The organism is Xanthomonas sp. NCPPB 3583, from assembly GCF_041475715.2.
In the GTDB taxonomy this organism is placed as follows: Bacteria; Pseudomonadota; Gammaproteobacteria; order Xanthomonadales; family Xanthomonadaceae; genus Xanthomonas; species Xanthomonas euvesicatoria.
Window position 1 is genome coordinate 1,659,779 of sequence record NZ_CM191263.1, and the last position, 24,522, is coordinate 1,684,300.

Below are 24,522 nucleotides of genomic sequence, written 5' to 3' on the forward strand. Positions count from 1 at the left end.
GCGCGCTTGTGAGATCGCCTGCCGGTCGCGTTACACGCAGTTTTATCGCACCCCCTTTCGAGAAGTGAGGGGCTCTGCAAACCGCCTTTTGGGATATTTCGCATGACCACGCTCTACGGACTCAAAAACTGCGATACCTGCAAGAAAGCCACCAAGTGGCTGGATCGTTTTGGTGTGGCGTATACGTTTGTCGACTATCGCGATCACAAGCCGGAGCCGGAGACTCTGGCGGCGTGGGCGCAGCAGGTCGGTGGATTCGATGTGTTGATCAACAAGTCTTCGACCACCTGGCGGCAGTTGCCGGACAACCGCAAGGCGGCGGGCAGTGCGGCCGAATGGAAGCTGTTGCTGCGTGAGTACCCGCAGCTGATCCGGCGGCCGCTTGTCATCACCGACGAGGGCGCGCTGCATCAGGGCTTTTCCGATAACGGCTTCAAAAAGCTATTCGGCGTTGGCTAAGCGACTGCGGTTTTCGATGGTGCTGCGGATGGTGTTGCCGCTATCGTCGTGATGCGTGATGTCTGGCATGTTGATCGCGCGCTCATCGGCCGGGCAAGCCGTTCGACCTCGCGCCGGCAATGACGCGACGACTGCCTGCAAACCGGTTAGCTGCCACCACTGCAAGTGCGTTCAAGCCACGCCGATCGATGCAGACACGATCCCTCCATCAACGCCGCGCTGCGGCCCTACTGCGGTGACGTTTCATGAGCGATGTGCTGGAGTTGACCTGTGACCTCATTGCACGTGCCTCGGTAACGCCGGCGGATGCCGGTTGCCAGGCCGCGATTGCGCAGCGCCTGCGCGCAGCCGGCTTCGGCTGCGAGCACTTGCGCCTGGGCGAGGTCGAGAATCTGTGGGCAACCCATGGCAGCGGTGCGCCGGTGCTGGTGTTGCTCGGGCATACCGATGTGGTGCCGCCGGGCCCGCGCGAGGCGTGGACCAGCGACCCGTTCGATCCGCAGATCCGCGACGGCGTGTTGTATGGGCGTGGTGCAGCGGACATGAAAGGCAGCGTGGCCGCGTTCGTGGTCGCCGCAGAGCAATTCGTCGCTGCACACCCAACGCACTCCGGCACGCTGGCGGTGCTGTTGACCTCGGACGAAGAGGGCGATGCCATCGATGGCGTGCGCCGGGTTGCCGAGGCGTTTCGCGAACGCGGGCAAACGATCGACTGGTGCATCACCGGCGAACCGTCGTCCACCGAGCGCCTGGGCGATCTGTTGCGCGTGGGCCGTCGCGGCAGCCTGTCCGGCACGTTGACCGTGAAGGGTGTGCAGGGGCATGTGGCGTATCCGCACAAGGCGCGCAACCCCATCCATCTGGCAGCGCCTGCGCTGGCCGAACTGGTAGCGCGGCAATGGGACGACGGCTTCGAAAGCTTTCCGCCCACCAGTCTGCAACTTTCCAACATCCACGCCGGCACCGGCGCCAATAACGTGATTCCTGGCGAGCTGCAGGTGGCCTTCAATCTGCGCTATACGCCACACTGGGACGCGCCGCGCCTGGAGGCCGAAATCACCGCGCTGCTCGATCGGCATGCGCTGGACTACACGCTGCGCTGGCACCGCAGCGGCGAGCCGTTCTATACCCCGGAAGGGCGGTTGCGCAGCGTCGCGCGTGAGGTCCTGGGGGAGTTCGCCGGTGCGCCGCCGGAAGAAAGCACCGGGGGCGGCACCTCCGATGCGCGGTTCATTGCGCCACTGGGTGCGCAATGCATCGAAGTGGGCCCGGTCAATGCCAGCATCCACCAGGTCGACGAGCATGTGCGCGTCGCCGACCTGCAGGCGCTACCGGCGCTGTACCGCACGTTGATCGAGCGCCTGCTGGTCGAGTGAGCGGGCCACGCAGACGCCGTCGTTGCCACTGAAACAGTTGCGCCGGTACCACCGAACCGTTAGCGTCGCCGACATGGTCCTTCGCCTCGCCAACCTCAATAACGCCAACCGCAGCAATCTGCGCGCGAATAATCGTGCGCGGCCGATGCGGATCTGCGACTAGGCGACGTCCACCAAGCGCCCAGGAACCAGAAAAACCCGCATCGGCCGATGCGGGTTTTTTTATGGGCGTCAATCCATGCAGCACGCTCTCACCCGGCCGCCACCCCCCCGCAGTTCTTCAGGAGTGTTTCCATGTGTTCCATCTTCGGTATTTTCGGCCTGCAACCCGGTGACGACCTGCAGGCGCTGCGCCGGCAGGCGCTGGAATGTTCGCAGCGGCAGCGTCATCGCGGGCCCGACTGGAGCGGCGTCTACGTCGATACCGGTGCCATCCTGGTGCACGAGCGCCTGGCCATCGTCGATCCGGCCGGAGGCTCGCAACCGTTGCTCTCCGATGACGGGCAGCTCGCCTTGGCGGTCAATGGCGAGATCTACAACCACCGCGAACTCAAGGCGGAGCTGCTGCAGCCGTACGCATTCCAGACCGGCTCCGATTGCGAGGTGATCAATGCGCTGTATCGCGAAGATACGCCGGCCTCCTATCTCAACCGCCTCAACGGCATCTTTGCATTCGCGCTGTGGGACAAGACGGAAGGGCGCGTCATCATCGCGCGCGACCCGATCGGCGTGGTGCCGCTGTACTGGGGACACGACCGCGAAGGCCGTTTGCGTGTGGCCTCGGAACTGAAATCGCTGGTGGACGACTGCGCCGATGCAGCGCAGTTTCCGCCGGGCCATTGGTACGACAGCGCCACCGGCGCACTGAGCCGTTACTACGAGCGCGCCTGGCGCCACTATGACGCGGTGGAAGGTGTACAGGTGCAACTGCAGGAATTGCGCGAAGCATTCGAGCGCGCCGTGCACCGTCAGCTCATGACCGATGTGCCGTACGGTGTGCTGCTGTCCGGTGGACTGGATTCTTCGCTGGTTGCGGCCGTTGCCGCGCGCTATGCCCGTCACCGCATCGAAGAAAACGACACCACCGAAGCCTGGTGGCCGCGCCTGCACTCGTTCGCGATCGGCTTGAAAGGCTCGCCGGATCTGGCCGCCGCCGAAGTGGCCGCCGCGGCGCTCGGCACCGTGCATCACGGCTTCGAATACACCTTCGACGAAGGCCTGGATGCATTGCCCGACGTCATTCGCCACATCGAAACCTATGACGTCACCACCATTCGCGCCTCCACGCCGATGTTCTTGCTGGCGCGGCGGATCAAGGCAATGGGCGTCAAGATGGTGCTTTCCGGCGAAGGCAGCGACGAGATCTTCGGCGGCTACCTGTATTTCCATAAGGCGCCGAACGCGCGCGAATTCCACGAAGAGCTGGTCCGCAAGCTCGACGCGCTCAACAACTACGATTGCCTGCGCGCGAACAAGTCGATGATGGCCTGGGGCGTGGAGCCACGCGTACCGTTCCTTGACCGCGAATTCCTGGATGTGGCGATGCGCATGGATGCCAGGTTCAAGATGATCGACAAGACCAGCGGTGGGGCAACGCGCATGGAGAAGGGCGTACTGCGCGAGGCATTTGCCGGCTACCTGCCCGAATCGATCCTGTGGCGTCAGAAAGAGCAGTTCAGCGACGGCGTGGGCTACGGCTGGATCGACGGGCTGAAGGCGCATGCACAGGCGCAGGTGAGCGACCGCGAACTCGCCGCCGCCGACCGGCGCTACCCGGTCAATCCGCCGCAGACCAAGGAGGCGTATTTCTACCGCAGCTTGTTCGAGCAGTTTTTCCCCGGTCAGGCGGCGGCGGAAACCGTGCCGGGCGGCAAGTCGATTGCCTGTTCGTCGCCAACGGCGATTGCCTGGGATGCGAGTTTTGCCGCGATGGCCGACCCATCGGGCCGCGCGATTGCCGGGGTGCACGCGCAGGCGCTGGCTTCGTAAGGCTGCAGTCACTGCAGCGGCCGGCATGCATCGCTGCACGGCCGGCCGCTGTGTTGATCGGCGCGTCTTATTGCTCGTGACGCACGCAGTACCCATAGCGCTGCGGATCGATATCCACACCGGCCATGTCGGCCTGGTTGTTGCGCCATAGGTTCGGCTTGAAGTCGGCCGACGTGCAGTTGGCCGCGCGGTCCACGCCGATGGTGTAGGTAAATGGCGTGTTGGCGAAACGGTTGTTCTCGAACACGTTGTCCTGGCTCATGCTGTTGTCCCAGCACAAAATTTCCGGGGTGCGATAACGAATCGCGCAGGCCAGAAACACGCCGGCCACTTTGTTGCCGTCGAATTGATTGTTGCTGAAGCGATTGCGACGCGCATCGGAGAGATAGATGCCCTGGCTGCCGTTGCGCTCGAAACGGTTGTTGCGGATCTCGCTGTCTTCCAGGTGTTCGGTGGTCAAGCCGGCGGCCACGTTGTCGTGGATGTAGTTGTTGACCATCGTGACCTTGGCAGTGCGGTTGAACGAGACGCCGTCCCAGATTGCGCCGGACACATCGTTGTTTTCGATGGTGATCTCGCGGGTGTCGTACTCGCTCAGCAGGCACGCGCTGCGGCACTTGTTGACCTGCAGGCCTGCAAGCCGGATGCCTTGCCCGGACCGCACCACCACTGCGCTGTTGCTCAGGTAGGGGCGCTCGGGCATGAACTCCTTGTCGCCTGTGCTCGCTACGATCTGCATGTCTTCGATGCTGACGTTGCGGATCACGCCGGTGGGCTGCTGGTTTTCGTAATCGCCAACCACCAGCACCGGCTGCTGCACGCCGTCGGCCATGCGCACGACGGTGCTGGGACCCTGGCCGCGCAAGGTGAAGTTGCCGCGATGGATCGACACCAAGCCGTTGAGCGGGAACTCGCCCTTTTCCAGGCAAAGTACCGTGGGTTTGTCGCTTTGCGGCAGTTTGTCGATGGCTTTCTGCAGGTCCTGGCCAGGACGTACCTTGGCAGTGCATGCAGCCACGGGCGCATCCGGCGGGCCGGATTTGGCTGGCGGCGCTGCCGTGCAGGCAGTCGCAAACATCAGTGGCAACAGGGCGGAAACGGAGCGGGCAAGCAAAGGCATGCGGATTCCGGTCAGTGGGGGAAGGAGGGCGATGTGCGGAGCAAGACTCCACATTCGCGACGGGCTCTAGTGTGTCCCACCGAACGTTAAGTTCCAGCCCATGCGCAGCCGCGCGATTCGGCGCAGGTTCATTACGTTGCCGCAGTCGAGGCTGCTTTGAGCACACCGCACGGTCGGCTGGCTGACCTGCATCACATTGCGCACGCTATGTTGTCAGCGTGCGATTCGTCTTGCGTCGAACGTCTTGGCGCCTTCAAGCGACGGCTGCGGCCGTTTCCAGGCGTTTTGCGCATGTAACTTGCACACCGAGCCAGACGCGGTTTGTCGTTCCAAACAGGAGAAACACGTGTCTTGAGCGCGTGGCGGCCGCAGGCACGCTGTGCTGTTTGCGTTGCCGTCGCAGCGGGCCGGCGGCGCGCCACCGATCCGCTGCGCGCTGGTCAGAAGCTGTAAGCCAGCTGCGCGTAAAGGCGACGCGGCTCGCCAGGGAAGTGCCCGGCGCGCGTATTGAACCCGCTCACTGCATACACCTTGTCGAACAGGTTCTTGATGTTGATCTGCAGCTTCCACGCATTCCATTGCGTCTGCCAGCTGATGTCGTAGATGGCGTACGGTTTGACGCGTTGCCCATCCAGGCTGACGCGTTCGCCCACGTAGTCGGCACCGAAGGCGATCGCCGAGCGCCAGGCGGGCAGGTCGTAGCGTGTCCACAGGCCAAAAGTGTTGCGCGGTGCATTGGCGAAGCGATCGCCAGAGGCATTGGTGATGCCGTTGGTGCCGGCATCGAGCACGCGTGCATCGTTGTAGGCATAAGTGAGATTGAGCACCCAACGTTCGGTCAGGTCGGCCAGCAGGTCGACTTCCAGCCCTTCGCTGCGCACCAAGCCAAGCGCGGAGAGTTGATTGACGCCGTCGACGACGCGCCCGTTCGCCTGCACGATGTTGCTACGCTCGATGCGATACAGCGCCGTGTTGAGGGTGAGTCCGCCATCGTTGAGCGCAGTCTTCAGGCCCACTTCCCATTGGGTGCTGCGTTCCGGTGCGAACGGGCCGCCCACGCTGCTGTCCTGATTGGCCGCGTCCTGCGGCAGGAAGCCGCTGGCATAGCTTGCGTAGGCATTGATGCCGTCGCGTAACACGACGGTGCTGCCGACGCGCCAACTGAGATCGTTGCCGGTGACGCGCGAACCAGTCAGCAGGTCGTCGTCCTTGAAGCCGTCCCAGCGTAGCCCGGCCATTGCATACCAGCGCGGCGTCAGCGTGAGTTCGTCCTGCAGATATGCACCGTAGCGTTGACTGCGCGTGCTGGTGGCGCGCCAGGGCAGGGCATCCAAGCCGTAGTCGTAGAAGCCGCTGCGGCCGTACACCGGGTTGAACAAATCGATGCCGGGCACCGGGCCACGTACGCGTCCGGTGTCGGCGGTGTTGGCGGTTTGCGCGCGGAAATCCGCATCCAGGCGGTAGTAGTCCGCGCCCATCAGCAACGTGTGGTCGATTGCCCCGGTACTGGTGCGGAATATCGCGTTGACGTTGCTGGAGATCGCATCGTTGTCGCGGTATTGATTGCGCAGCTGCCGGGTCATCCACTCGGCGGTACCGTCGCGATCGCGGTCGATCAACCCCATTGGCTCGTGATAGATCTGATGCTCCTGGTTCTTGAACCAGCGCAGCGCCATGTCCACCTCCCACGCGCTGGACGGCGCAAACCGATATTGCGCAAGCGCCACCTTGGCGCGCATGTCCAGGAAATCTGTGGGTTCGTTGTGGTTCCAGCGCCGGTCGGTGAGGAAGTTGCCGGCGTTATCGACCGGCACGCCGCGCAAGCGGTTGCCGCCCAGGTTTTGGGTGATGTCGGTGTATTGCAGGGTGAGCTCGCCGGTATCGCCCAGATCGAAGGCCACCGACGCATCGCCGATCTGGCTCTGGCTGTCGGTATTCCAACGAAATCCGTCTTCGCCATCGGCATAGGCGCCGATGCGGTACCGGATGCGGCCATCTGCGCGCGCAGGGCCGGTGGCCTCGAACGAGGCTGCACCGAAGGATTGATTGCCCAGCTGCAGCTCGATGCGTCGGGCCGCCTGATGAGCGGGTTTGCGCGTGACATAGTTGATCACACCCCCGGGTTCGCCACCGCCGTACAGCGCACCGGCTGGACCCTTGAGCACTTCCACACGCTCGATGTTGAACAGTTGCGGCACCGAGAACCCGGCATACGGGTCGCCACGCAGGCCGTCGTACAGCACGTTTTCCTGGCGGAAGCCGCGCAAGGTCACACCGGCATAGCTGAAGAAGCTGATGCCACTGATGCTGCGATACAGATCGGTGATCTGCCGCGCAGCCTGGTCGTCGATCAACTCGCGCGGCAGCACCTGCACCGACTGCGGCACCAGTGCCAGCGGGGTATCGGTGCGCGTGGCAACAGCTGCGTCTTCGGACTTGTAGAGCGTCTGCGCACGGCCGATGACATCCACGCCATCCAGCTCGGTCACGGCTGGCGTGGTGGTGTGTTGAGCGAAGGCGGGCAGGGTGTGCAGAGCGAGCGCAGCGGCGAGCGCGGTGACAAGAAGCGTGGGGCGCATTGATCACTAATGGGAATGGTTATCAAATGCATCTTAGCATGATGTGTTTGCTTGATCACGGAGGTGGCCGGGTGTGGGGCGCCCTGTTTGGTGGCAGATGCGCGCGCACCTGTGCGGATGCAGACATGCGACGCGAAGATGCGGAGCCCTGAAATGGAGGCATGAGTGCGCAGCTTCCCCTCTCCTGCCGGAATATTGTCCTGCTACACGGGTGAGAAGGTGCCCGAAGGGCGGATGAGGGTACGTGCGAAGCCTCATGGGCGCGCACGCAGGGTCACATCACGCACTCTTCCAATCGTGCGTGATGGCCGTACCCTCACCCCACCCCCTCTCCCGAGGGGAGAGGCGCCTGAAGCGGCGATGCTGTTGACGTCTTCGTCCTGCTTCGCTGCACGCTGCGCAGCCGCGTTGCCGCCCGCTGTTACTGCGGATGCAATTGCAGCGTGTACCGCGTGGCAGTGGGCAAGAATGGTGTGGGTCTGCCATGCACCCAATCGTCGTGCCCTGCGCCCCAGAACGGCGAGAGCGGGTGGCCGCTCTGGCCGCCGGGCATGTGCACGATGCCGTCCTGTTCGTGGCCGGGCGAAACCACCATGCGCTCGGAGGCGCCAAAGGCCGGGCCTTGCACACGCGGCATGTCGCGGTCGCCCGGCAGTTGATCGGGCGGCATGCAGAGCCAGCGCTTGGCCAGGGCGGGCAGGGCACGCGCGATGGGGTGGCAGATGGCGGCGGTGTTGCGCTGGCCCCAGGTGTGCTGGCCGCGCGGTTCGCTTTGTGCGTCTTCTGCAATCACCTCTGACTGCGCACTGCGCGCAGCATCGTCGAGCAACTGGTCCCAGCTTGCGGCGGTGGGCGGTAACAGGTGGGCCGGGCGCTGTTGCAGCAACGGCCAAACGACGCCCTCCAGTTGCGCGCGACGCGGCGGCAGGAACTCCTCGCCAAGTGCGGCTTTTGCCGGGGCCAATAGGCCGGCTTCCACCGCTTCGATGGTCTTGTTGCGGAATTCGCGCACGATGCGATAGCTGGCCGAGCCAGTCGATGCGTGCCCGTCCCAGTCGCGCGTGGCATGTGCAATCTGTTGCAGTGCCGGGTCCTTGCTGTGCTCGACCACGCTACGCAGCAGTTGCCACCAGCGCGTAAGCAGCACGGCGCGATCGTCGAGCTGGATGGCGAGCAGATCGCGTTCGTTGAAGCGCTGCTTTGCGAAAAGATCATCGCGAATTTGCTGGGCACGCGCGCCAAGGTCGTAACCTGCGTTGCCAAGCGTGACCAGTTGCTGCGCATCGACGATACGGTTGTTGGCGGTCCAGAGCCGGTGCGACGGCGGATCGATCAACGCAGGCGCAGCATCGCTGCGCAGCGACCATGGCAGGCAGGTGCCCGACATCGGCGCTGCAGCCGGTTCTGCAGGTGCGCCGGATGCTGCCTCAGGGACGGGCGTCGATGTCGCCAGTTCGGCAATCCCGCTCGGGCCGCACCCGGCATTGCGGGCGGGGCGCGCGCCGATCAGCCGCCAGGCGATGCGCCCGCTGCGATCGGCAAGCAGCAGGTTCTGCGCCGGAATGCCGGAGCGGTCGGCCACCGCGAACGCCGCCTGCAGATCGCCCGCCGTGCTCATCTGAGCGAAGTCCAACCGGATCGCACCGGGCAACTGCGCCACCCAGCGCAATGCCAGCGCGCTGCCGTCGGCGTTGACGTGCAGCAGCGGTCCCCACGCCGCTTCGCGGACCTCGAACTGCACCGGCGCTGCGCCCGCCACGCGGATGGTTTCCACATGCCTGGTCAGTGCTTGCGGGTGACCCGGCGTGGGTGCAGGAATGCGCGCGAAATCCGCGGTGTCGATATAGCTGTTGGTAAATGCCCAAGCCACGTGCCCATTGCTGCCCACGACCACCGCCGGCAGACCCGGCAGGGTGAATCCGGTGACATCCACCTTGCCCTCGGGCGCATTGCTGTCTGCATAGCGCAGGCGTGCGCGGAACCAGATATTGGGCGCGCGCAGGCCCAGATGCATGTCGTCGGCAACGATGGCGCGACCGTCGGCGGTGAGGCTGCCGTCTACCGCGAAGTTATTGCTGCCCGGTGTCGGCGTTTCCGCGTGGGGCGCGGCAGGCCGATGCGGTAGACGCCGTAGATCCAGCGTGGTCGCATCCGGCAAGCTGGCATCGCCCTGCGGCTCCCCGAACAACGGCGCGTCCCAACTGGAGCCCTGGTGGTCGAGCAGTGCCGCCAGCGCAGGCGGCACCACGGCACGGATGCGCGCGGCGGCCAGCTCGGTCTGGTTATCGCTGTCCTGCAGGTCCGCGTACATCGCAAGGGCGGTGAGGATGGAGTCGTCCAGCGTCCATGCGCGCGGTGTCTGGCGCAGCAGCAGATAGGGCCAGGGCCGTACGCGCAGTGCCGCCAGTCCTGCGTTGACGCCATCGGTATAGGCTTGCAATGCAGCGTGCTGGCTGCCGGTGGCGATGTCCAGGCTGGCCTGCACGCGGGCACGCAGGCGATGCACGCGGTTGCGCTTGTCCAGGTCCACGGCCTTGGCGCCAAACAGCTCGGACAACTCGCCGGCCGGTGCGCGGCGCATCAGATCCATCTCGAAATAGCGTTCCTGCGCATGCACGTAGCCGAGCGCGCGCATCGCATCGAGCTGGTTTGCTGCATCGATGGTGACCACGCCCAGCCGGTCGCGCTGCACGCTGACCGGCGCAGCCAGGCCGCTGAGCGCGCTGTCGCCATCCAACTGCGGCAGGCTGCCGCGCATCAACAGATACAGCCCCAGGCTGGCCGCCAGGACCAGCAACACGATTCCCAGCAGCAGCCGGCCCAGCCATTTACGCATTGTCGGTTCCTTGGACCCCGGTGAAGTGTGGCCGGCGGACATGACCGTGGCAGGTCCGGCCGCAAGCGCAACTGAAAGTGATTCCGATTAGATCATTGCCCGGCGGCTTAGGGCACCATGCGCGCATTGCGTCGCTGGAGCACACCATGAAAGGCCATCCCGAAGTCATCGATTACCTCAAGCAGCTGCTGCGCGGCGAATTGGCGGCGCGCGATCAATATTTCCTGCATTCGCGCCGGTACGAGGATCAGGGCCTGATGGCGCTGTACGAGCGCATCAACCATGAGATGGAAGAGGAGACCGAGCACGCCGATGCGCTGCTGCGGCGCATCCTGTTCCTGGAAGGCGACCCGGACATGCGCCCGGCCGAATTCACCCCGGGCAAGACCGTGGTCGAAATGCTGGAGCGCGACCTGGTGGTCGAGTACGAAGTGCGCGCTGCGCTCGCTGCCGGCATGAAGCTGTGCGAAGAACATGGCGACTATGTCAGCCGCGATGTGCTGCTCAAGCAGCTGCAGGACACCGAAGAAGATCATGCGTGGTGGCTGGAGCAGCAGCTTGGCCTGATCAAGCGCATCGGACTGGAGTTGTATCAGACATCAAAGATCGACAAGGGTCACGTCGCCGGTTGAGCCGGCAACGCCGCTGCGCAGTCGCTTGGCTGGCTGACGCGGCGTGAACCGGCTCGGCATGGAATACGCGTGCCTAGCCATTCCCACGATGCTCTGTGCGGCCTGCCTGCCACTCCTGCAGCTGGCTGCAGGATTCCGTTTTGTCGCGTTTTGCTGCAGAACGACCGCATGGCGCAATGCCGCGCTGTTCTGATCCGCCACCGAGGATTGCAGCATGCAGACATGCAATTGCCACGTGATGGGCGTGCAGCGCCCGACGGCCGTTTCAGCGGCGTTGCAGGCGATAGACAGCCGTCGATAACCCGGTGACGCCCTCATCGCGGAAGCGTGGTTCCTGATCGAGGATGTCGCGGTGTTCCAGCTGGTCTAACTGCCAGGCGGCATCGAAAAGTGCATGCACGTGCGTTGCGTCCACCGAGAACGGCGGGCCGGCCTTTTCAGCCTGCGGATATTCCAGGGTGATCAGCAGACCGCGGCAGTGTGTGGGCAACGGCGCGTAGACCGTTTGCAGGTAATGCTGGCGCAGTTCGGCCGGTAGCGCGACCAGTGCGGCGCGGTCGTAGACGGCCGTGCAGTCGGCCAGCGCGCTGGCGTCCAGCGCGAATGCATCGCCGCAGATGATCTCGATCGGGCCGGCGATGAAATGCTCGCCAGCAGCGCTGCTGTGACGCTGCGGTTGAAGGCCCGCCTCATCGAAGAACTGCGTCACCGCCAGCGGCGACAGCTCCACGCCAAGCACGCGATGGCCTTGCGCCGCCAGCCAATGCATATCCAGCGTCTTGCCGCACAGTGGCACCAGCACGCGCGATTCCTTCGGCAGATCCAGTGCGTGCCAGTGCTTTTGCAGCAGCGGCAATACCTCTTGCTGATGAAAGCCGGTGTGTCCCAGCTGCCAACGTTCCAACCAGAAATTCGTGTCCATGCGTTGCCTTGTCAGTGGCTGTCTCCACTGTGGTCATGCGAGCGTGGGGCGTGGCGCGTTCTGAAGCAGTGCGCGGCGTTGGCTGTGCGTTTGCGACTGCATCGTTGCGCCTGGATGAGAATACTTGATGCCAGTGCATCAGCAGTTTTATTGCCTGCAATGCCCCAGGTGTGCGGACGCCTGGTTGCGTTGCACGGGAGCAGTAGGGGAGCAACGTCCTGCAGCGGAGGGGTGGCGCGTTGAAGGAGGATAAGTTCCTCCGCCAGGGCAGACTCCTGCGCGTGTTGGGCCGCCCCAGCAGCCTGAGGCGACCGTAGTCCCCACCGCGCCGCTGCGCGCCGGACGAGTGAATTGCCGTCTCCTACTGCACCTCCAACCCGTCCACCTTCTGCCACCCACGTGGCAACAGCGATCCACGGCTCGCACGCGCACCCACATACGTATCCAGGTCCTTGAACGACAGGCTCATGGTGCGTGCGCCGCTGCGCACCAGCAGCGTGTTGCCTGGTGCGACCGCCACCACGGCCACCACGCGTTCGGTGCCGAGCTTGGCCTTGGGGATCTCGATGATCTTGTTGCCTTTGCCCTTGTCCAGCTCGGGCACGTCGGTGGCCGGCACCGCCAGCAGATTGCCGGCACTGGTCACGGCGACAATGCGATCGGTTTGCGGGTTGCTTACCTGGGCCGGCGTCAGCACATGCGAGCCGGTGGTGAGATTGAGCATCGCCTTGCCGGCCTTGTTGCGGCCGGTGAGGTTTTCGAAACGGGTGACGAAGCCGTAGCCGTGCGAGGATGCCAGCACGAAGCGGGTGGCGTTGTCGGCGCTGGCCATGACCTGGAACGCCGCGCCCGAGGCCGGCGAAAACCGTCCGGTCAACGGTTCGCCATTGCCACGCGCCGAGGGCAGGGTGTGCACGGCGGTGGAATAGGCGCGGCCGTCCGAATCCAGGAACGCCACCTGATGCGTGCTGCGGCTGCGCACTGCTGCCAGCAGGCCATCGCCTTCGCGATAGGACATGCCGGCAGGATCCACCTCGTGGCCCTTGGCTGCCCGCACCCAGCCCTTCTCCGATAGCACCACGGTCATCGGTTCGCTGGCCACCATTTCGGTTTCGTCGATGGCCTGCGCGGCGCCACGCTGCACCAGCGGCGAACGCCGCGCATCGCCGAACTTCTTGGCATCGGCAGTCAGTTCGTCCTTGATCAGCTTCTTCAGCTTGGTCTTGCTTTCCAGGATCGCCATGAGCTGCGCGCGTTCCTTGGCGAGTGCTTCCTGTTCGCCGCGGATCTTCATTTCCTCCAGGCGCGCCAGTTGGCGCAGCTTGGTTTCCAGAATGTATTCGGCCTGTTCTTCGCTCAGCGCGAAGCGCGAGATCAGCACCGGCTTGGGTTCGTCTTCGCTGCGGACGATGCGGATCACTTCGTCCAGGTTGAGGAAGGCGATCAACAAGCCTTCCAACAGGTGCAGGCGACGCTCGACCTTCTGCAGGCGATGGTTGAGGCGGCGGGTCACCGTATCGCTGCGGAAGCTCAGCCATTCGCTCAGCAGGTGCTTGAGGTTCTTGACCTGCGGGCGGCCATCCAGACCGATCACGTTGAGGTTGACGCGGTAGCTGCGCTCAAGATCGGTGGTGACGAACAGGTGGCCCATCAGCTGTTCGGCATCGACGCGATTGGAGCGCGGCACCAGCACCACCCGCACCGGGCTGGTGTGGTCGGACTCGTCGCGGATGTCTTCCAGCCATGGCAGCTTCTTGGCGCGCATCTGCTGGGCGATCTGCTCGATCACCTTGGACGGGGAGACCTGGTAGGGCAGCGCGTCGATGACGATGTTGGCGTGCTCTTTCTTGTAGGTGGCGCGCGCGCGCACGCTGCCGTGACCGGTTTCGTAGATGTTCCGCAGGTCCGCAGCCGGGGTGATGATCTCGGCGGTGGTCGGGTAATCCGGGCCCAGCACGTGCTCGCACAGCTGCGCGACCGTGGCGTCAGGGTCGTCGAGCAGGCGCAGCAGCGCGCTGACGATCTCGTTGAGGTTGTGCGGCGGCACGTCGGTGGCCATGCCGACGGCAATGCCGGTGGTGCCGTTGAGCAGCAGGTGCGGCAGGCGTGCCGGCAACCAGGTGGGCTCTTCCAGGGTGCCGTCGAAGTTGGGCGCCCAATCGGTGGTGCCCTGGCCAAGCTCGCCCAGCAGCACTTCGGCGATCGGGGTCAGCTTGGACTCGGTGTAGCGCATCGCTGCAAACGACTTGGGGTCGTCGGTGGAGCCGAAGTTGCCCTGGCCTTCGATCAACGGATAACGGTACGAGAACGGCTGCGCCATCAGTACCAGCGCCTCATAGCAGGCACTGTCGCCATGCGGGTGGTACTTACCAATCACATCGCCCACGGTACGCGCGGATTTCTTCGGCTTGGCGGCGGCGTTCAGGCCCAGCTCGCTCATCGCGTAGACGATGCGGCGCTGCACCGGCTTCAGGCCGTCACCCAGGAACGGCAGGGCGCGGTCGAGCACCACGTACATCGAGTAGTCGAGATAGGCGCGTTCGGCGTATTCGCGCAGCGGCAGCTGTTCAAAGCCGTGGAAGGTAGGGCGGGTCAGATCGGTCATGTAAAGCCAGGTCCTGCGTGAAGAGGAACCCGCGCCGGGGCGCGGGCTCGAAGAGCGCCGATTATCCGGATGCGGCGGGGGATGCCAAGCCGCGCGCATGCGGGCCGGCCAGATAACGGGTGGGCGGGGCGCCGAAATGGCGATGGAACACGCTGACGAAGGCGCTGGGGCTGCTGTAGCCAAGCTGGTCGGCCACCTGCGCCACCGCGTGGCCCTGGCTCAGCCGCCGCAGGCCTTCGGTCAGCCGCGCCTGCTGCCGCCACTGCGCAAAACTCAGGCCGGTCTCGTCGCGGAAATGCCGGCTCAGGCTGCGCGGCGACAATCCGCCCCAGTCGGCCCAGGCGTCGAGCGGGCGCGGGTCGGCGGGCGTGTCGAGCAACTGGCGGGCGATCCGCAGCAGCCGGCGGTCGGCCGGCATCGGCAGGTGCAGGTGGTCGATCTGCACCTGACATAGCTCGTCCAGCAGCACCGCGGCCAGGCGTTGCTGGGCGGCATCCAGCGGCTGATCCAGTGGCCAGTCGGCGGCCCGCATGATGGCCTCGCGGGCCAGCCCGGTCAGCCGGATCACCCCGCCTTGCGCAGGCAGGGCGGCGCAGGCATCCGGCCGCACAATCACGCCCCACCCGCGCATCGGCCCGGCCAGCTCCACGGTGTGCTGCTGCCCGGGCGGCATCCAGCCGGCGCAGCCCGGCGGCAGCGACAGGGCACCCTGTTCGGTATGTACGGTGAGCACGCCATGCTCCACATACATCAGCTGGCCGCGGACATGCGCGTGCCAGGCAGTTTCCGGCGCCCACACCTCGCGCAGCTCCGCCAGGAACGCGATCAGCACCGGCCCATCGGCCTTTTCGAAGCTGGCGCGTACGCCTGGCGGCAGGGCATCGATCTGGGTTGGCGGGTTTTCGATACTCATTGGCCGAATTGTATTACCGAGCCAGCGCACGCGCCGCGTAAGGTGGCGATCCTTGCGGGCGGTTTAATCCCTGGCGGGATAATTGCGTTGACAAATATATTTTTCGGAACAAAATGTGCGGCATGAATGTTTCGTCTTCCGCCACACCGTCGTTCGGCCTGTTGCTGCGTCAGGTGCGCGATGCGCTGATGCGCCAGCTCGATGCCGAGATGAAGGGCGAACTGCCCGATTTCGGTTTCAGCCACTACGTGGGCCTGAAGATCCTGGCGGTGCGCTCGCCGTGCACGGCCAACGAACTGGCGCTGGCGCTGGACCAGACCCCGAGCGCGGTGACCCGCCTGCTCGACAAGCTTGAAGCGCTGGGCGCGGTGCGGCGTGAGCCGCATGCGCAAGACCGGCGCGCGCTGCAGATCGTCATGACCGAGCAGGGCGTGGCGCTGTGGGAGCGGCTGCGCCTGCGCGGCGAACGCGCCATCGAGCACGGCCTGCGCGACCTGTCCGCGGCCGAGCGCGAACTTCTCACCTCACTTCTTATCCGTGTCCGCGATGCACTCAACTCATGAACGTTGCTAGTTCCCCGACCCAGATCCTGCGCCCGCGCTCGATGCGCCTGGCGCGGCCGCTCGTTATCACCGCCCTGGCATTGGCGTTGGCCGCCTGCGCCAGCAGCCGTGGGCTGAATCCGCAAGGCGCCGTGCTGGATCCGAGCACGCTGCATGCAGAGCGCACCCTGGCGCAGCAAACCACGTTGAGTCCGGCCGCGTGGCCGGCCAGCGATTGGTGGCGCGCGCTGGGCGATGCGCAGCTGGACGCGCTGATCGCCGAAGGCCTGCAGCACAGTCCCAGCCTCGCTGCGGCGGATGCGCGCCTACATCAGGCGCAGGCGCGTATCGGCACTGCGCAGGCCGAGCGCGGCCCCAGCCTGTCGGCGTCCGGCGGCTACACCGGCCTGCAGCTACCTGAATCGATGGTCGGCGAAGAGCTCGGCGGCAGCTACGGCGGCAGCGCGCAGGTCGTGCTGGATTTCCGCTACGGCATCGATCTGTGGGGCGGCAAGCGCAGCGCGTGGGAAGCGGCGGTCGACCAGGCGCATGCGGCCGAAGTGGATGCGCAGGCGGCACGCTTGAATCTGTCGTCGGCGATTGCCGAAGGCTATGCACAGCTCGCGTACGCGTGGAGCCTGCACGACTTGGCCAACGACGAATTGAGCCGTGCGCAGAAGACCCTGGAGCTGACCCGGCAACGCCGCAGCGCCGGCATCGACAGCGAGTTGCAGGTGCGCCAGGCGCAAGCGCGCGTGCCGGCCGCGCAGCAGCAGCTGCAATCGGCGCAGCAGCAGATCGACGAAGCCCGCACCGCGCTGGCGGCCTTGGTCGGGCAGGGCCCGGATCGCGGTTTGGACATCGCCCGTCCCGTACTCGGCGGGGGCATCGCCACGCAGTTGCCGAGCATCCTGCCGGCCGACCTGCTGGGTCGTCGGCCCGACGTGGTGGCGGCACGCTGGCGCGTGGAGGCGGCCGACAAGGACATCGCAGTCGCCAAGACCCGCTTCTATCCCAGCCTCAACCTCACCGCGCTGGGCGGTGTGATCAACCCGGATGTCGGCAAGCTGCTGGAAAGCGGCTCGGTGTTCGGGCTGGTCGCGCCGGCGCTGAGCCTGCCGATCTTCGACGGCGGCAAGCTGCGCGCCAATCTGGCCGGCAGCGACGCGCAATACGACCTGGCCGTGGCCGACTACAACCAGAAAGTGATCGCTGCGCTGCGCGAAGTGGCCGACCAGGTCACCGCCGTGCGTTCGCTGGAGCAACGCGCGCAGGCGCAGAACGATGCCGTGCAGACCGCCACGGCCGCCTTCGATCTGGCCCAGCAGCGTTACCGCGCCGGCATCGGCAGCTATCTGGAAGTGCTCAGCGTACAGGAGCAGTTGCTCCTCGCACGCCAACGCATGGCCGGGCTGCAGTCGCAACAACTTCTGGCCTCGGTGAGGTTGCAGCGTGCGCTGGGCGGCGGATTCACGCCGGAACCCGCACGCGACACCGCCCACGCCGCGCCCACTTCCGCACAACCGAATTCCTGAGACATCGACGATGAGCCAGACGACTTCAACTTCTCCTCAACCCGCACCGGCCGCGCCCAGCAAGCGCCGCGCTGCGCTGCGCATCGTGGCCATTGTGGTGATCCTGGCGATCATCGGTCTGGTGGTGTGGTACTTCCTGGTCGGCCGTTGGCACGAAGACACCGACGATGCGTATGTGCAGGGCAACCAGGTGCAGATCACCCCGATGGTGGGCGGTACCGTGGTCAGCATCGGCGCCGAAGACGGCATGCGTGTGGAGCGCGGCCAGTTGCTGGTGCAGCTGGATCCGGCCGACACCGAGGTCGCCTTGCAGCAGGCCGAAGCCAACCTGGCCAAGACCGTGCGTCAGGTGCGCGGTCTGTATCGCACCGTGGAAGGTGCGCAAGCGGAGTTGTCCGCTCGCGAAGTCACGCTGCGCAGTGCGCGCTCGGACTTCGCACGGCGTAAGAATCTGGCCGCCACCGGCGCGATCTCCAACGAAGAACTGGCGCATGCCCGCGACGAACTGGCCGCCGCCGAAGCGGCCGTAAGCGGCTCGCGCGAGAGCTTGGAGCGTAACCGAGCGTTGGTGGACGACAGCGCGGTGGCCAACCAGCCGGACGTGCAGACCGCCGCCGCACAACTGCGTCAGGCGTATTTGAACCATGCGCGCACCGGCGTGGTGGCGCCGGTGTCCGGCTATGTCGCACGGCGTTCGGCGCAGGTGGGTCAGCGCGTGCAGCCGGGCAGCGTGTTGATGGCGGTGGTGCCGCTGGAGCAGGTGTGGGTGGAAGCCAATTTCAAGGAAACCCAGCTCAAGCACATGCGCCTGGGCCAGGAGGTGGAACTGCATTCTGATCTGTACGGCGGCGGCGTGAGCTACACCGGCCGTATCCAGAGCCTGGGCCTGGGCACCGGCAGCGCCTTCTCGCTGTTGCCGGCGCAAAACGCCAGCGGTAACTGGATCAAGATCGTGCAGCGCGTGCCGGTGCGCATTGCAGTGGATTCCAAGCAGCTGGCCAGCAATCCGCTGCGGATTGGCCTGTCGATGAAGGTCGATGTGAACCTGCACGATCAGCAGGGCAGCGTGCTGCCGACCAAGGTCGCCAACGGCGCGGTGTTTTCCACCGACGTGTATGCGCAGCAGCTCAAGGCTGCCGACGCCGACATCCAACGCATCATCCAGGACAACCTGCCCTCGCAGGCTGCCAGCAAGGCGGGCTAAGCCACCATGTCTTCGCAAGCTCCCACCGCGCCCGGCGGCCCGGCGGCACCGGCGCCGGCCGCCGGATTTCGCCCGGCCAGCGTGGCGTTGTGCACCGTGGGCCTGGCCATGGCCTCGTTCATGCAGGTGCTGGACACCACCATCGCCAACGTCTCGCTGCCGACCATCGCCGGGAACCTCGGCGCCAGTTCGCAGCAGGCTACCTGGGTGATCACCTCGTTCGCCGTCAGCACTGCCATTGCGCTGCCGCTGACCGGTTGGTTGAGTCGCCGGTTTGGCGAAACCAAGTTGTTCGTGTGGTCCACGCTGGCGTTCACCATTGCCTCGCTGCTGTGCGGCCTGGCGCAGAGCATGGGGATGCTGGTGGTGGCGCGCGCGCTGCAAGGATTCGTTGCCGGCCCGATGTATCCCATCACCCAGAGTCTGCTGGTGTCGATCTATCCGCGCGAAAAACGCGGACAGGCGCTGGCGTTGCTGGCGATGATTACCGTGGTGGCCCCGATCGCCGGGCCGATTCTCGGCGGCTGGATCACCGACAACTACAGCTGGGAATGGATCTTCCTGATCAACGTGCCGCTGGGCGTGATCGCCAGCAGTATCGTGGGTTCGCAATTGCGGCATCGCCCCGAACAGCTCGAAAAGCCGCGCATGGACTACATCGGCCTGATCCTGCTGGTGGTTGGGGTGGGCGCACTGCAGTTGGTGCTGGATCTGGGCAACGACGAAGACTGGTTCTCTTCGGACAAGATCGTGGTGCTGGCCTGCATCGCGGCAGTGGCGCTGGTGGTGTTCGTGATCTGGGAGTTGACCGACAAGGATCCCATCGTCGATCTCAAGCTGTTCCGGCATCGCAATTTCCGCGCCGGCACGCTGGCCATGGTGGTCGCATATGCCGCGTTCTTCAGCGTGAGCCTGCTGATCCCGCAATGGCTGCAGCGCGATATGGGTTACACCGCGATCTGGGCCGGCCTTGCGACTGCGCCGATCGGCATCCTGCCGGTGCTGATGACGCCATTCGTGGGTAAATACGCGCTTCGCTTCGACCTGCGCATGCTGGCCACCATCGCTTTTATCTTCATGTCCTTCACCAGCTTCTTCCGCTCCAATTTCAACCTGCAGGTGGACTTCGGCCATGTGGCCACGATCCAGTTGGTGATGGGCGTAGGCGTGGCATTGTTCTTCATGCCGGTGTTGCAGATTCTGTTGTCGGATCTGGATGGCCGCGAGATCGCGGCGGGTTCGGGCCTGGCCACTTTCCTGCGCACGCTGGGCGGGAGTTTCGCCGCGTCGTTGACGACCTACCTGTGGGCACGCCGTACCCAGGTGCACCACGCGCACATCACCGAGCACATTTCGGTGTACACGCCCGGCATGCAGGAGCAGGTGACCGCGATGGGGCAGGGCGACCTGCAACGCGGCGCGGCATCGCTCAATAACATGATCAACCACCAGGCTTCGCAGATGGGCTTCAACGACATCTTCTATCTGCTTGGATGGACCTTCCTGGCGATCATCTTCTTCCTGTGGCTGGCAAAACCGCCGTTCGGCGCCGGCGCCGGGAGCGCGGCAGCAGCAGGGGGGCACTGAGCCCCTCTGTCCAGAGCGTTACGCCATCGCCGGTGTCTGTGGTGCATAACGGCAAGCCGCTATTTCGCGTCGTCGATGAGCTTGCCGATCTGGACACCACACAGCCAGCAACGCCGGAGCAGCGTTCGTTTGGCGTCGGTGCCATCTTGAAAAACACGCATCGCCTTTCCGCTGCACTCGCCGGCTGATGGCGACATGCGGGCATTTGCCCATGCGCTACGCACCGAAAACGCCGGTGCTGCAGACCAGCTTAGGGCGGGGCGTCAACACGGCCGAATCCACCATTGGTTGGCAGCGTGAGGGCGGCTCTCATGCGCGCGCGATGGGCCGCTTGCGCAGATAAGGCGCCAGGCGATCTCGCAGGGGTTGGGGTAGCATGCGTCGCTGCCGCTAGCGCGGTCCTGTTTTTTCCGCGAGGGCCACGCGCGGCGTCGTGCGCGGGCATGCCGCCTGCGTTTTTCATCACACAAGGAAGCTTCGATGATGTTTCGATCCTCATGGCGTCGCGTCTGTGCGACGACATTGCTCATTCCACTCCTTGGCATCGCTGCCGTTGCGCAGACGCAGGCCGCGGCCGCACGTCCGGAGGTGGCCAAGCAAGCCAAGGCGTATAGCTCCAGCGATGGCGTCAAGGTGTCGACCTTGCGTTACGGCCCGCGCGAAAAGAATCAGGCGCTGATGCAGGTGACCGGTGCCGACAGCGAGATCGACGACAAGATCCTGCTGGCAACGACGGCTGCCACGCAAAAGGACACCCGCTACACGGTTCAGCTGAAAGGCCGTCCGTATGTGCTGCTCATCCTCGACGAAGGCGGCGGCGAGTTGTACCTGCCAGGTGCGGCGAAGCCGGCGCGCGTCGGCTATGACGCCGGTGTGTCGGAGCAGATCAATCCCGAGCATTATCTGACCGATTATCTTGAGCAGATGGCCGGCAGCAAGTAAGCCACGCGACGCGCTGCAGGCCAGCGTGGCCAGGTCTGCAGCGCGGTCTGGTTTCAAAACGCGGCAATGTTGCCGCTTCGTACGGTGCAGTTGCACGCGAGGGGTTTGCGATCATGGCAGGGACGTCGTTCGTCGGATCATTGCGGTGCATAACGGTGCTTCTCGCACCGGTGCTTGCCTTGCCTGCCTTGGCCGAACCCACATTGCAGTGCCCGGCCGCGTTGCACATCACCGATGGCACCTTGCAGAGCCCGGACCTGCCGGTGGGCGCGCAGCTCGGCGTCGACCCGCACCAGGCGCTGCGGTTAGCGTCGATTGGCGTGTATTCGGGCCACCCCCGCGAGCGTGCCGCACTGGTGCCGCGCAACGCGGAAGCAGCGCAGCCGCGTGGCGTGGCGCACTGGGTCTGGCGTTTCGATGATGCAGACCCGCACGGCACCTATGTGGTTTGCGCGTACGGTGAGGCAGTGCAGGTGTCCCTGCGCATCAGCGATGACGCACGCACCTGCACAGGCACCTTGCGCAGCGACCCCATGCCCGCAGCCGAGCGGAGCGCATCCTTCGACTGCCAGTAGCGCGCCCGACCCGATGGCCGAGCAGGCGGCAGCGCACTGTCGATCAGCGCAGCGCGCTGCCCAGCCCAGGCGATCGCCCAAACGCAAAAAACCCCGCCGAAGCGAGGTTTTTTACGATCTACCGTGAGTCGTGGTGCCCAGGAGAGGACTCGAACCTCCACGAAGTTGCCCCCGCTAGCACCTGAAGCTAGTGCGTCTACCAATTCCGCCACCTGGGCGACTCAGGGGGCGAATTGTGCAAGCTGCGCGCGAGGCTGTCAACGCACCCGACACATTTTTTCGTCGCCCGTACGCAGTCTGGCAACCGAACCGGCCCGATGGTGGCGCACGCACGGGTTAGTGCATGCGCCACGTGCGCTCACGGCAACTGTGCCGCCTGCAGCGTGACCTGGGCAGTTTGCACCGGCTCGCTCGCCGAGCGCGCCAGTTGTACGCGGTACGTGCCTGCGGCGATCGTCCAGCGACGTGCCTGGGCATCGAAGTCGGCCAGGGTCCTGGGCTCTGCCACCACCTGCACGCTGCGTTTTTCGCCGGGCTTTAGCGTGAGCTTCTGCCAGCCGATCAGGCGCAGCGGGGTGGCGTGGCCGTCGGGCAGGGTGACGTAGAGCTGCGGCACGGCGGCGCCTTCGCGCGAGCCGGTGTTTTCCACCTCGAAGCTGGCGGTGAGCTGGCTGCCGCTTGCCTCCACCTGCAGCCCGCCCATGCGGAACTGCGTGTACGACAGGCCGTGGCCGAATGGGTAGCGTGGTGTCAGCTTGCGCGCGGCGAACCACTTGTAACCGACGTTAGCGCCTTCGATGGCGTAGTCAATGGTGTCTTCGCCAGGCTTGGCCGGCTTGAAGCCCAGCCCCGGAATCGACGGACGCGGCAGCTGCGATTCGTCCACCGGCCAGGTCACCGGCAGGTGGCCGGAGGGATTCACCGCGCCGGTCAGCAGGTTGGCGATCGCCTCACCGCCACCGATGCCCGGATACCACGCCTGCAGCACCGCCGGCACGCGTTCGGCCCACGGCATGCGCACCGGTCCGTTGGTTTCCAGCACCACGGTGGTCTTCGGGTTGGCTTTGGCCACCGCTTCGATCAACGCGTCCTGGTTGTCGGGCAAGCGCATGTCCGGCAGATCCACCGATTCGGCCGCCCACTGGGTGGCGAACACGATCGCCACATCGGCCGCCTTGGCGGCGCGTGCGGCAGCGGCGCGGTCGGTGCCGTCTACATAGTCGATTTGCGCATTCGGCAACGCGGAACGTAGCGCCTGCAGCGGCGAGGATGGGTGGATGATCACCGGGCCGGGCCAAGTGGTCGGGGTGATGCCGGGCACCGCGTTGCCGCCGTTGATGGTGTAGTCCACCCGCGAGGAGCCGCCGCCGGACATCACGCCCTTGTCGGCGTAGCCACCGATCACGGCAATGCGGCGCACCTCCTGGGACAACGGCAATGTGGCTTGCTCGTTACGCAGCAACACGCTGCCTTCTTCGGCCACATGTTGCGCAGCCAACAGACCGGCCTTGCCGTCGATGGGTTGGCGCTGGGTCGGGTAATCGAAGGCACCATGCGCGAACAGGCTACGCAACACGCGCCTGACCATGTCGTCGAAGCGCGCGCGCGGCACCACGCCGGCAGACACCGCCATGCGCAGCGGCGTATCGAAAAACACCGCCGCGTCGAACACTTCGCCGGCCGATTGCTGGTCCAGCCCGGCCAATGCCGCCTTGGAACCGCTATGCACGCCGCCCCAATCGGACATCACGTAACCGGGGTATTTCCATTCCTGCTTGAGCACCTGGTTGAGCAGGTAATCGTGCTCGCAACCATAGGTGCCGTTGATCTTGTTGTACGAACACATCACCGAGGCCGGGTCGCCGATCTTCAGCGCAATCTCGAAGGCCAGCAGGTCCGATTCGTGCATCGCCTGCTCGCCGATCTGCGCGCTATGAAAGTTGCGCCTTGTTTCCATATCGTTGAGTGCGAAGTGCTTCATCGTGGACAGCACATGCTCGCTTTGCACGCCGCGAATCGATTCGCCGACCATGGTGCCGGCCAGCAACGGGTCTTCACCGGCGTATTCGAAATTGCGCCCATTACGCGGGTCGCGCTGCAGGTTGACGCTGCCGGCGAGCAACACGTTGAAGCCTTGCTGCCAGGATTCGCGCCCCATGGTCTTGCCGCCGGTATACGCCAGTTGCCTGTTCCAGCTCGATGCGGTCGACGGTCCGGATGGCATCGCGGTGGCGTAGTCGCCCTTGCGGATGCCGCCGGGGTTGGTCACGCCCACGCCGGCATCGGCCAGTTGCTGGGCGGGAATGCCCAGGCGCGCAATACCGGGAACGTAGCCGGCCGAACCGAGCGCGCCTTCGGGCTTGGGAATCTTGTCGGTGCCCAGGCCGAAATAGCTGCGCAGCATCTGGAATTTTTCGTCTTCGGTCATCTGCGCCAGCAGGCGGTCGGCGCGCTGGTCCGGGGTCAATGCAGTGTCCATCCACGGCTGCGAAGCGGGCGCGCCTTGCGCAACTGCCAGCGGCGCGGTCAGGGCGATGCCCAAGCCCATCACGACCGCCAGGACCAGGGGGCGTGGACGGTATTTGCGGACTGTAAACGGTTTCATATCGAGCTGTGGCACGGAATATCCTTGTGGTGCTGGGTCAAAACATATGAGAGGGGCACTAAGTGCCCACGTCTGGAAGGCGCGGTGATGCCGCGCCGACG

18 protein-coding genes and 1 tRNA gene are annotated in these 24,522 nt (G+C 65.1%); 11 read left to right on the forward strand and 8 right to left on the reverse strand.

Features of this window, described 5'->3' with window-relative positions:
• Positions 1 to 102 precede the first annotated feature (102 nt).
• From ACCQ07_RS07420 to asnB, 3 genes are all read left to right on the forward strand, one after another.
• On the forward strand, positions 103 to 459 hold the full coding sequence (locus ACCQ07_RS07420; protein WP_014089757.1) for an arsenate reductase: 357 nt from the start codon (positions 103 to 105) through the stop codon (positions 457 to 459).
• A gap of 245 nt (positions 460 to 704) precedes the next feature.
• Entirely contained in the window at positions 705 to 1,835 is a 1,131-nt protein-coding gene (gene dapE, locus ACCQ07_RS07425) for a succinyl-diaminopimelate desuccinylase (RefSeq protein ID WP_008576701.1), read from the forward strand.
• Positions 1,836 to 2,129: 294 nt separating this feature from the next.
• Positions 2,130 to 3,824: an asparagine synthase B gene (gene asnB / locus ACCQ07_RS07430; protein ID WP_008576702.1), complete on the forward strand. Its 1,695-nt coding sequence runs from the start codon at positions 2,130 to 2,132 to the stop codon at positions 3,822 to 3,824.
• A 67-nt stretch (positions 3,825 to 3,891) separates the two neighbouring features.
• Here the strand turns inward: asnB and hpaM are convergent, their stop codons facing one another.
• The 3 genes from hpaM to ACCQ07_RS07445 form a co-directional block, all read right to left on the reverse strand.
• A complete protein-coding gene (gene hpaM, locus ACCQ07_RS07435; RefSeq protein ID WP_029819038.1) occupies positions 3,892 to 4,944 on the reverse strand; it encodes a type III secretion-associated outer membrane-bound protein HpaM in 1,053 nt (350 codons plus the stop codon).
• Between the two features lie 440 nt (positions 4,945 to 5,384).
• The gene (locus ACCQ07_RS07440) at positions 5,385 to 7,523 is read right to left on the reverse strand and encodes a TonB-dependent siderophore receptor (protein WP_218505424.1); all 2,139 of its coding nucleotides are present in this window, start codon (positions 7,521 to 7,523) and stop codon (positions 5,385 to 5,387) included.
• A 421-nt stretch (positions 7,524 to 7,944) separates the two neighbouring features.
• Positions 7,945 to 10,359: a penicillin acylase family protein gene (locus ACCQ07_RS07445; RefSeq protein ID WP_372165653.1), complete on the reverse strand. Its 2,415-nt coding sequence runs from the start codon at positions 10,357 to 10,359 to the stop codon at positions 7,945 to 7,947.
• A gap of 146 nt (positions 10,360 to 10,505) precedes the next feature.
• Between ACCQ07_RS07445 and bfr the strand changes: the two genes are divergently transcribed.
• Entirely contained in the window at positions 10,506 to 10,991 is a 486-nt protein-coding gene (gene bfr, locus ACCQ07_RS07450) for a bacterioferritin (protein WP_014089761.1), read from the forward strand.
• A 265-nt stretch (positions 10,992 to 11,256) separates the two neighbouring features.
• On the opposite strand, the gene ACCQ07_RS07455 is transcribed toward bfr, so the two are convergent.
• The 3 genes from ACCQ07_RS07455 to ACCQ07_RS07465 form a co-directional block, all read right to left on the reverse strand.
• Complete coding sequence (locus ACCQ07_RS07455) at positions 11,257 to 11,913, reverse strand: thiopurine S-methyltransferase (protein WP_122273107.1); 657 nt, start codon at positions 11,911 to 11,913, stop codon at positions 11,257 to 11,259.
• A gap of 361 nt (positions 11,914 to 12,274) precedes the next feature.
• Entirely contained in the window at positions 12,275 to 14,518 is a 2,244-nt protein-coding gene (gene parC / locus ACCQ07_RS07460; protein ID WP_031421868.1) for a DNA topoisomerase IV subunit A, read from the reverse strand.
• A gap of 61 nt (positions 14,519 to 14,579) precedes the next feature.
• Positions 14,580 to 15,431, reverse strand: coding sequence for an AraC family transcriptional regulator (locus ACCQ07_RS07465; RefSeq protein ID WP_029819043.1), 852 nt, complete (start codon positions 15,429 to 15,431; stop codon positions 14,580 to 14,582).
• Between the two features lie 122 nt (positions 15,432 to 15,553).
• On the opposite strand from ACCQ07_RS07465, the gene ACCQ07_RS07470 reads away from it, so the two are divergent.
• From ACCQ07_RS07470 to ACCQ07_RS07500, 7 genes are all read left to right on the forward strand, one after another.
• Positions 15,554 to 15,994: a MarR family winged helix-turn-helix transcriptional regulator gene (locus ACCQ07_RS07470; RefSeq protein ID WP_014089765.1), complete on the forward strand. Its 441-nt coding sequence runs from the start codon at positions 15,554 to 15,556 to the stop codon at positions 15,992 to 15,994.
• 23 nt (positions 15,995 to 16,017) lie between these two features.
• Positions 16,018 to 17,508, forward strand: coding sequence for an AdeC/AdeK/OprM family multidrug efflux complex outer membrane factor (locus ACCQ07_RS07475; RefSeq protein ID WP_014089766.1), 1,491 nt, complete (start codon positions 16,018 to 16,020; stop codon positions 17,506 to 17,508).
• Between the two features lie 10 nt (positions 17,509 to 17,518).
• Positions 17,519 to 18,712 (forward strand): HlyD family secretion protein, encoded by a 1,194-nt coding sequence (locus ACCQ07_RS07480; protein ID WP_071118078.1) that lies wholly within the window; start codon positions 17,519 to 17,521, stop codon positions 18,710 to 18,712.
• 6 nt (positions 18,713 to 18,718) lie between these two features.
• Positions 18,719 to 20,299: a DHA2 family efflux MFS transporter permease subunit gene (locus ACCQ07_RS07485; RefSeq protein ID WP_014089768.1), complete on the forward strand. Its 1,581-nt coding sequence runs from the start codon at positions 18,719 to 18,721 to the stop codon at positions 20,297 to 20,299.
• Between the two features lie 41 nt (positions 20,300 to 20,340).
• Positions 20,341 to 20,487 carry a hypothetical protein gene (locus ACCQ07_RS07490; protein WP_372363939.1) on the forward strand — a complete coding sequence of 49 codons (147 nt, stop codon included), beginning with the start codon at positions 20,341 to 20,343 and terminating at the stop codon, positions 20,485 to 20,487.
• 292 nt (positions 20,488 to 20,779) lie between these two features.
• The gene (locus tag ACCQ07_RS07495) at positions 20,780 to 21,241 is read left to right on the forward strand and encodes a hypothetical protein (RefSeq protein WP_011346915.1); all 462 of its coding nucleotides are present in this window, start codon (positions 20,780 to 20,782) and stop codon (positions 21,239 to 21,241) included.
• Positions 21,242 to 21,396: 155 nt separating this feature from the next.
• Positions 21,397 to 21,816 (forward strand): STY0301 family protein, encoded by a 420-nt coding sequence (locus ACCQ07_RS07500; protein WP_306460197.1) that lies wholly within the window; start codon positions 21,397 to 21,399, stop codon positions 21,814 to 21,816.
• Positions 21,817 to 21,947: 131 nt separating this feature from the next.
• Here the strand turns inward: ACCQ07_RS07500 and ACCQ07_RS07505 are convergent.
• Positions 21,948 to 22,034, reverse strand: a tRNA-Leu gene (locus ACCQ07_RS07505).
• Positions 22,035 to 22,174: 140 nt separating this feature from the next.
• Positions 22,175 to 24,364 (reverse strand): beta-glucosidase family protein, encoded by a 2,190-nt coding sequence (locus ACCQ07_RS07510; protein ID WP_372364126.1) that lies wholly within the window; start codon positions 24,362 to 24,364, stop codon positions 22,175 to 22,177.
• Positions 24,365 to 24,522 lie beyond the last annotated feature (158 nt).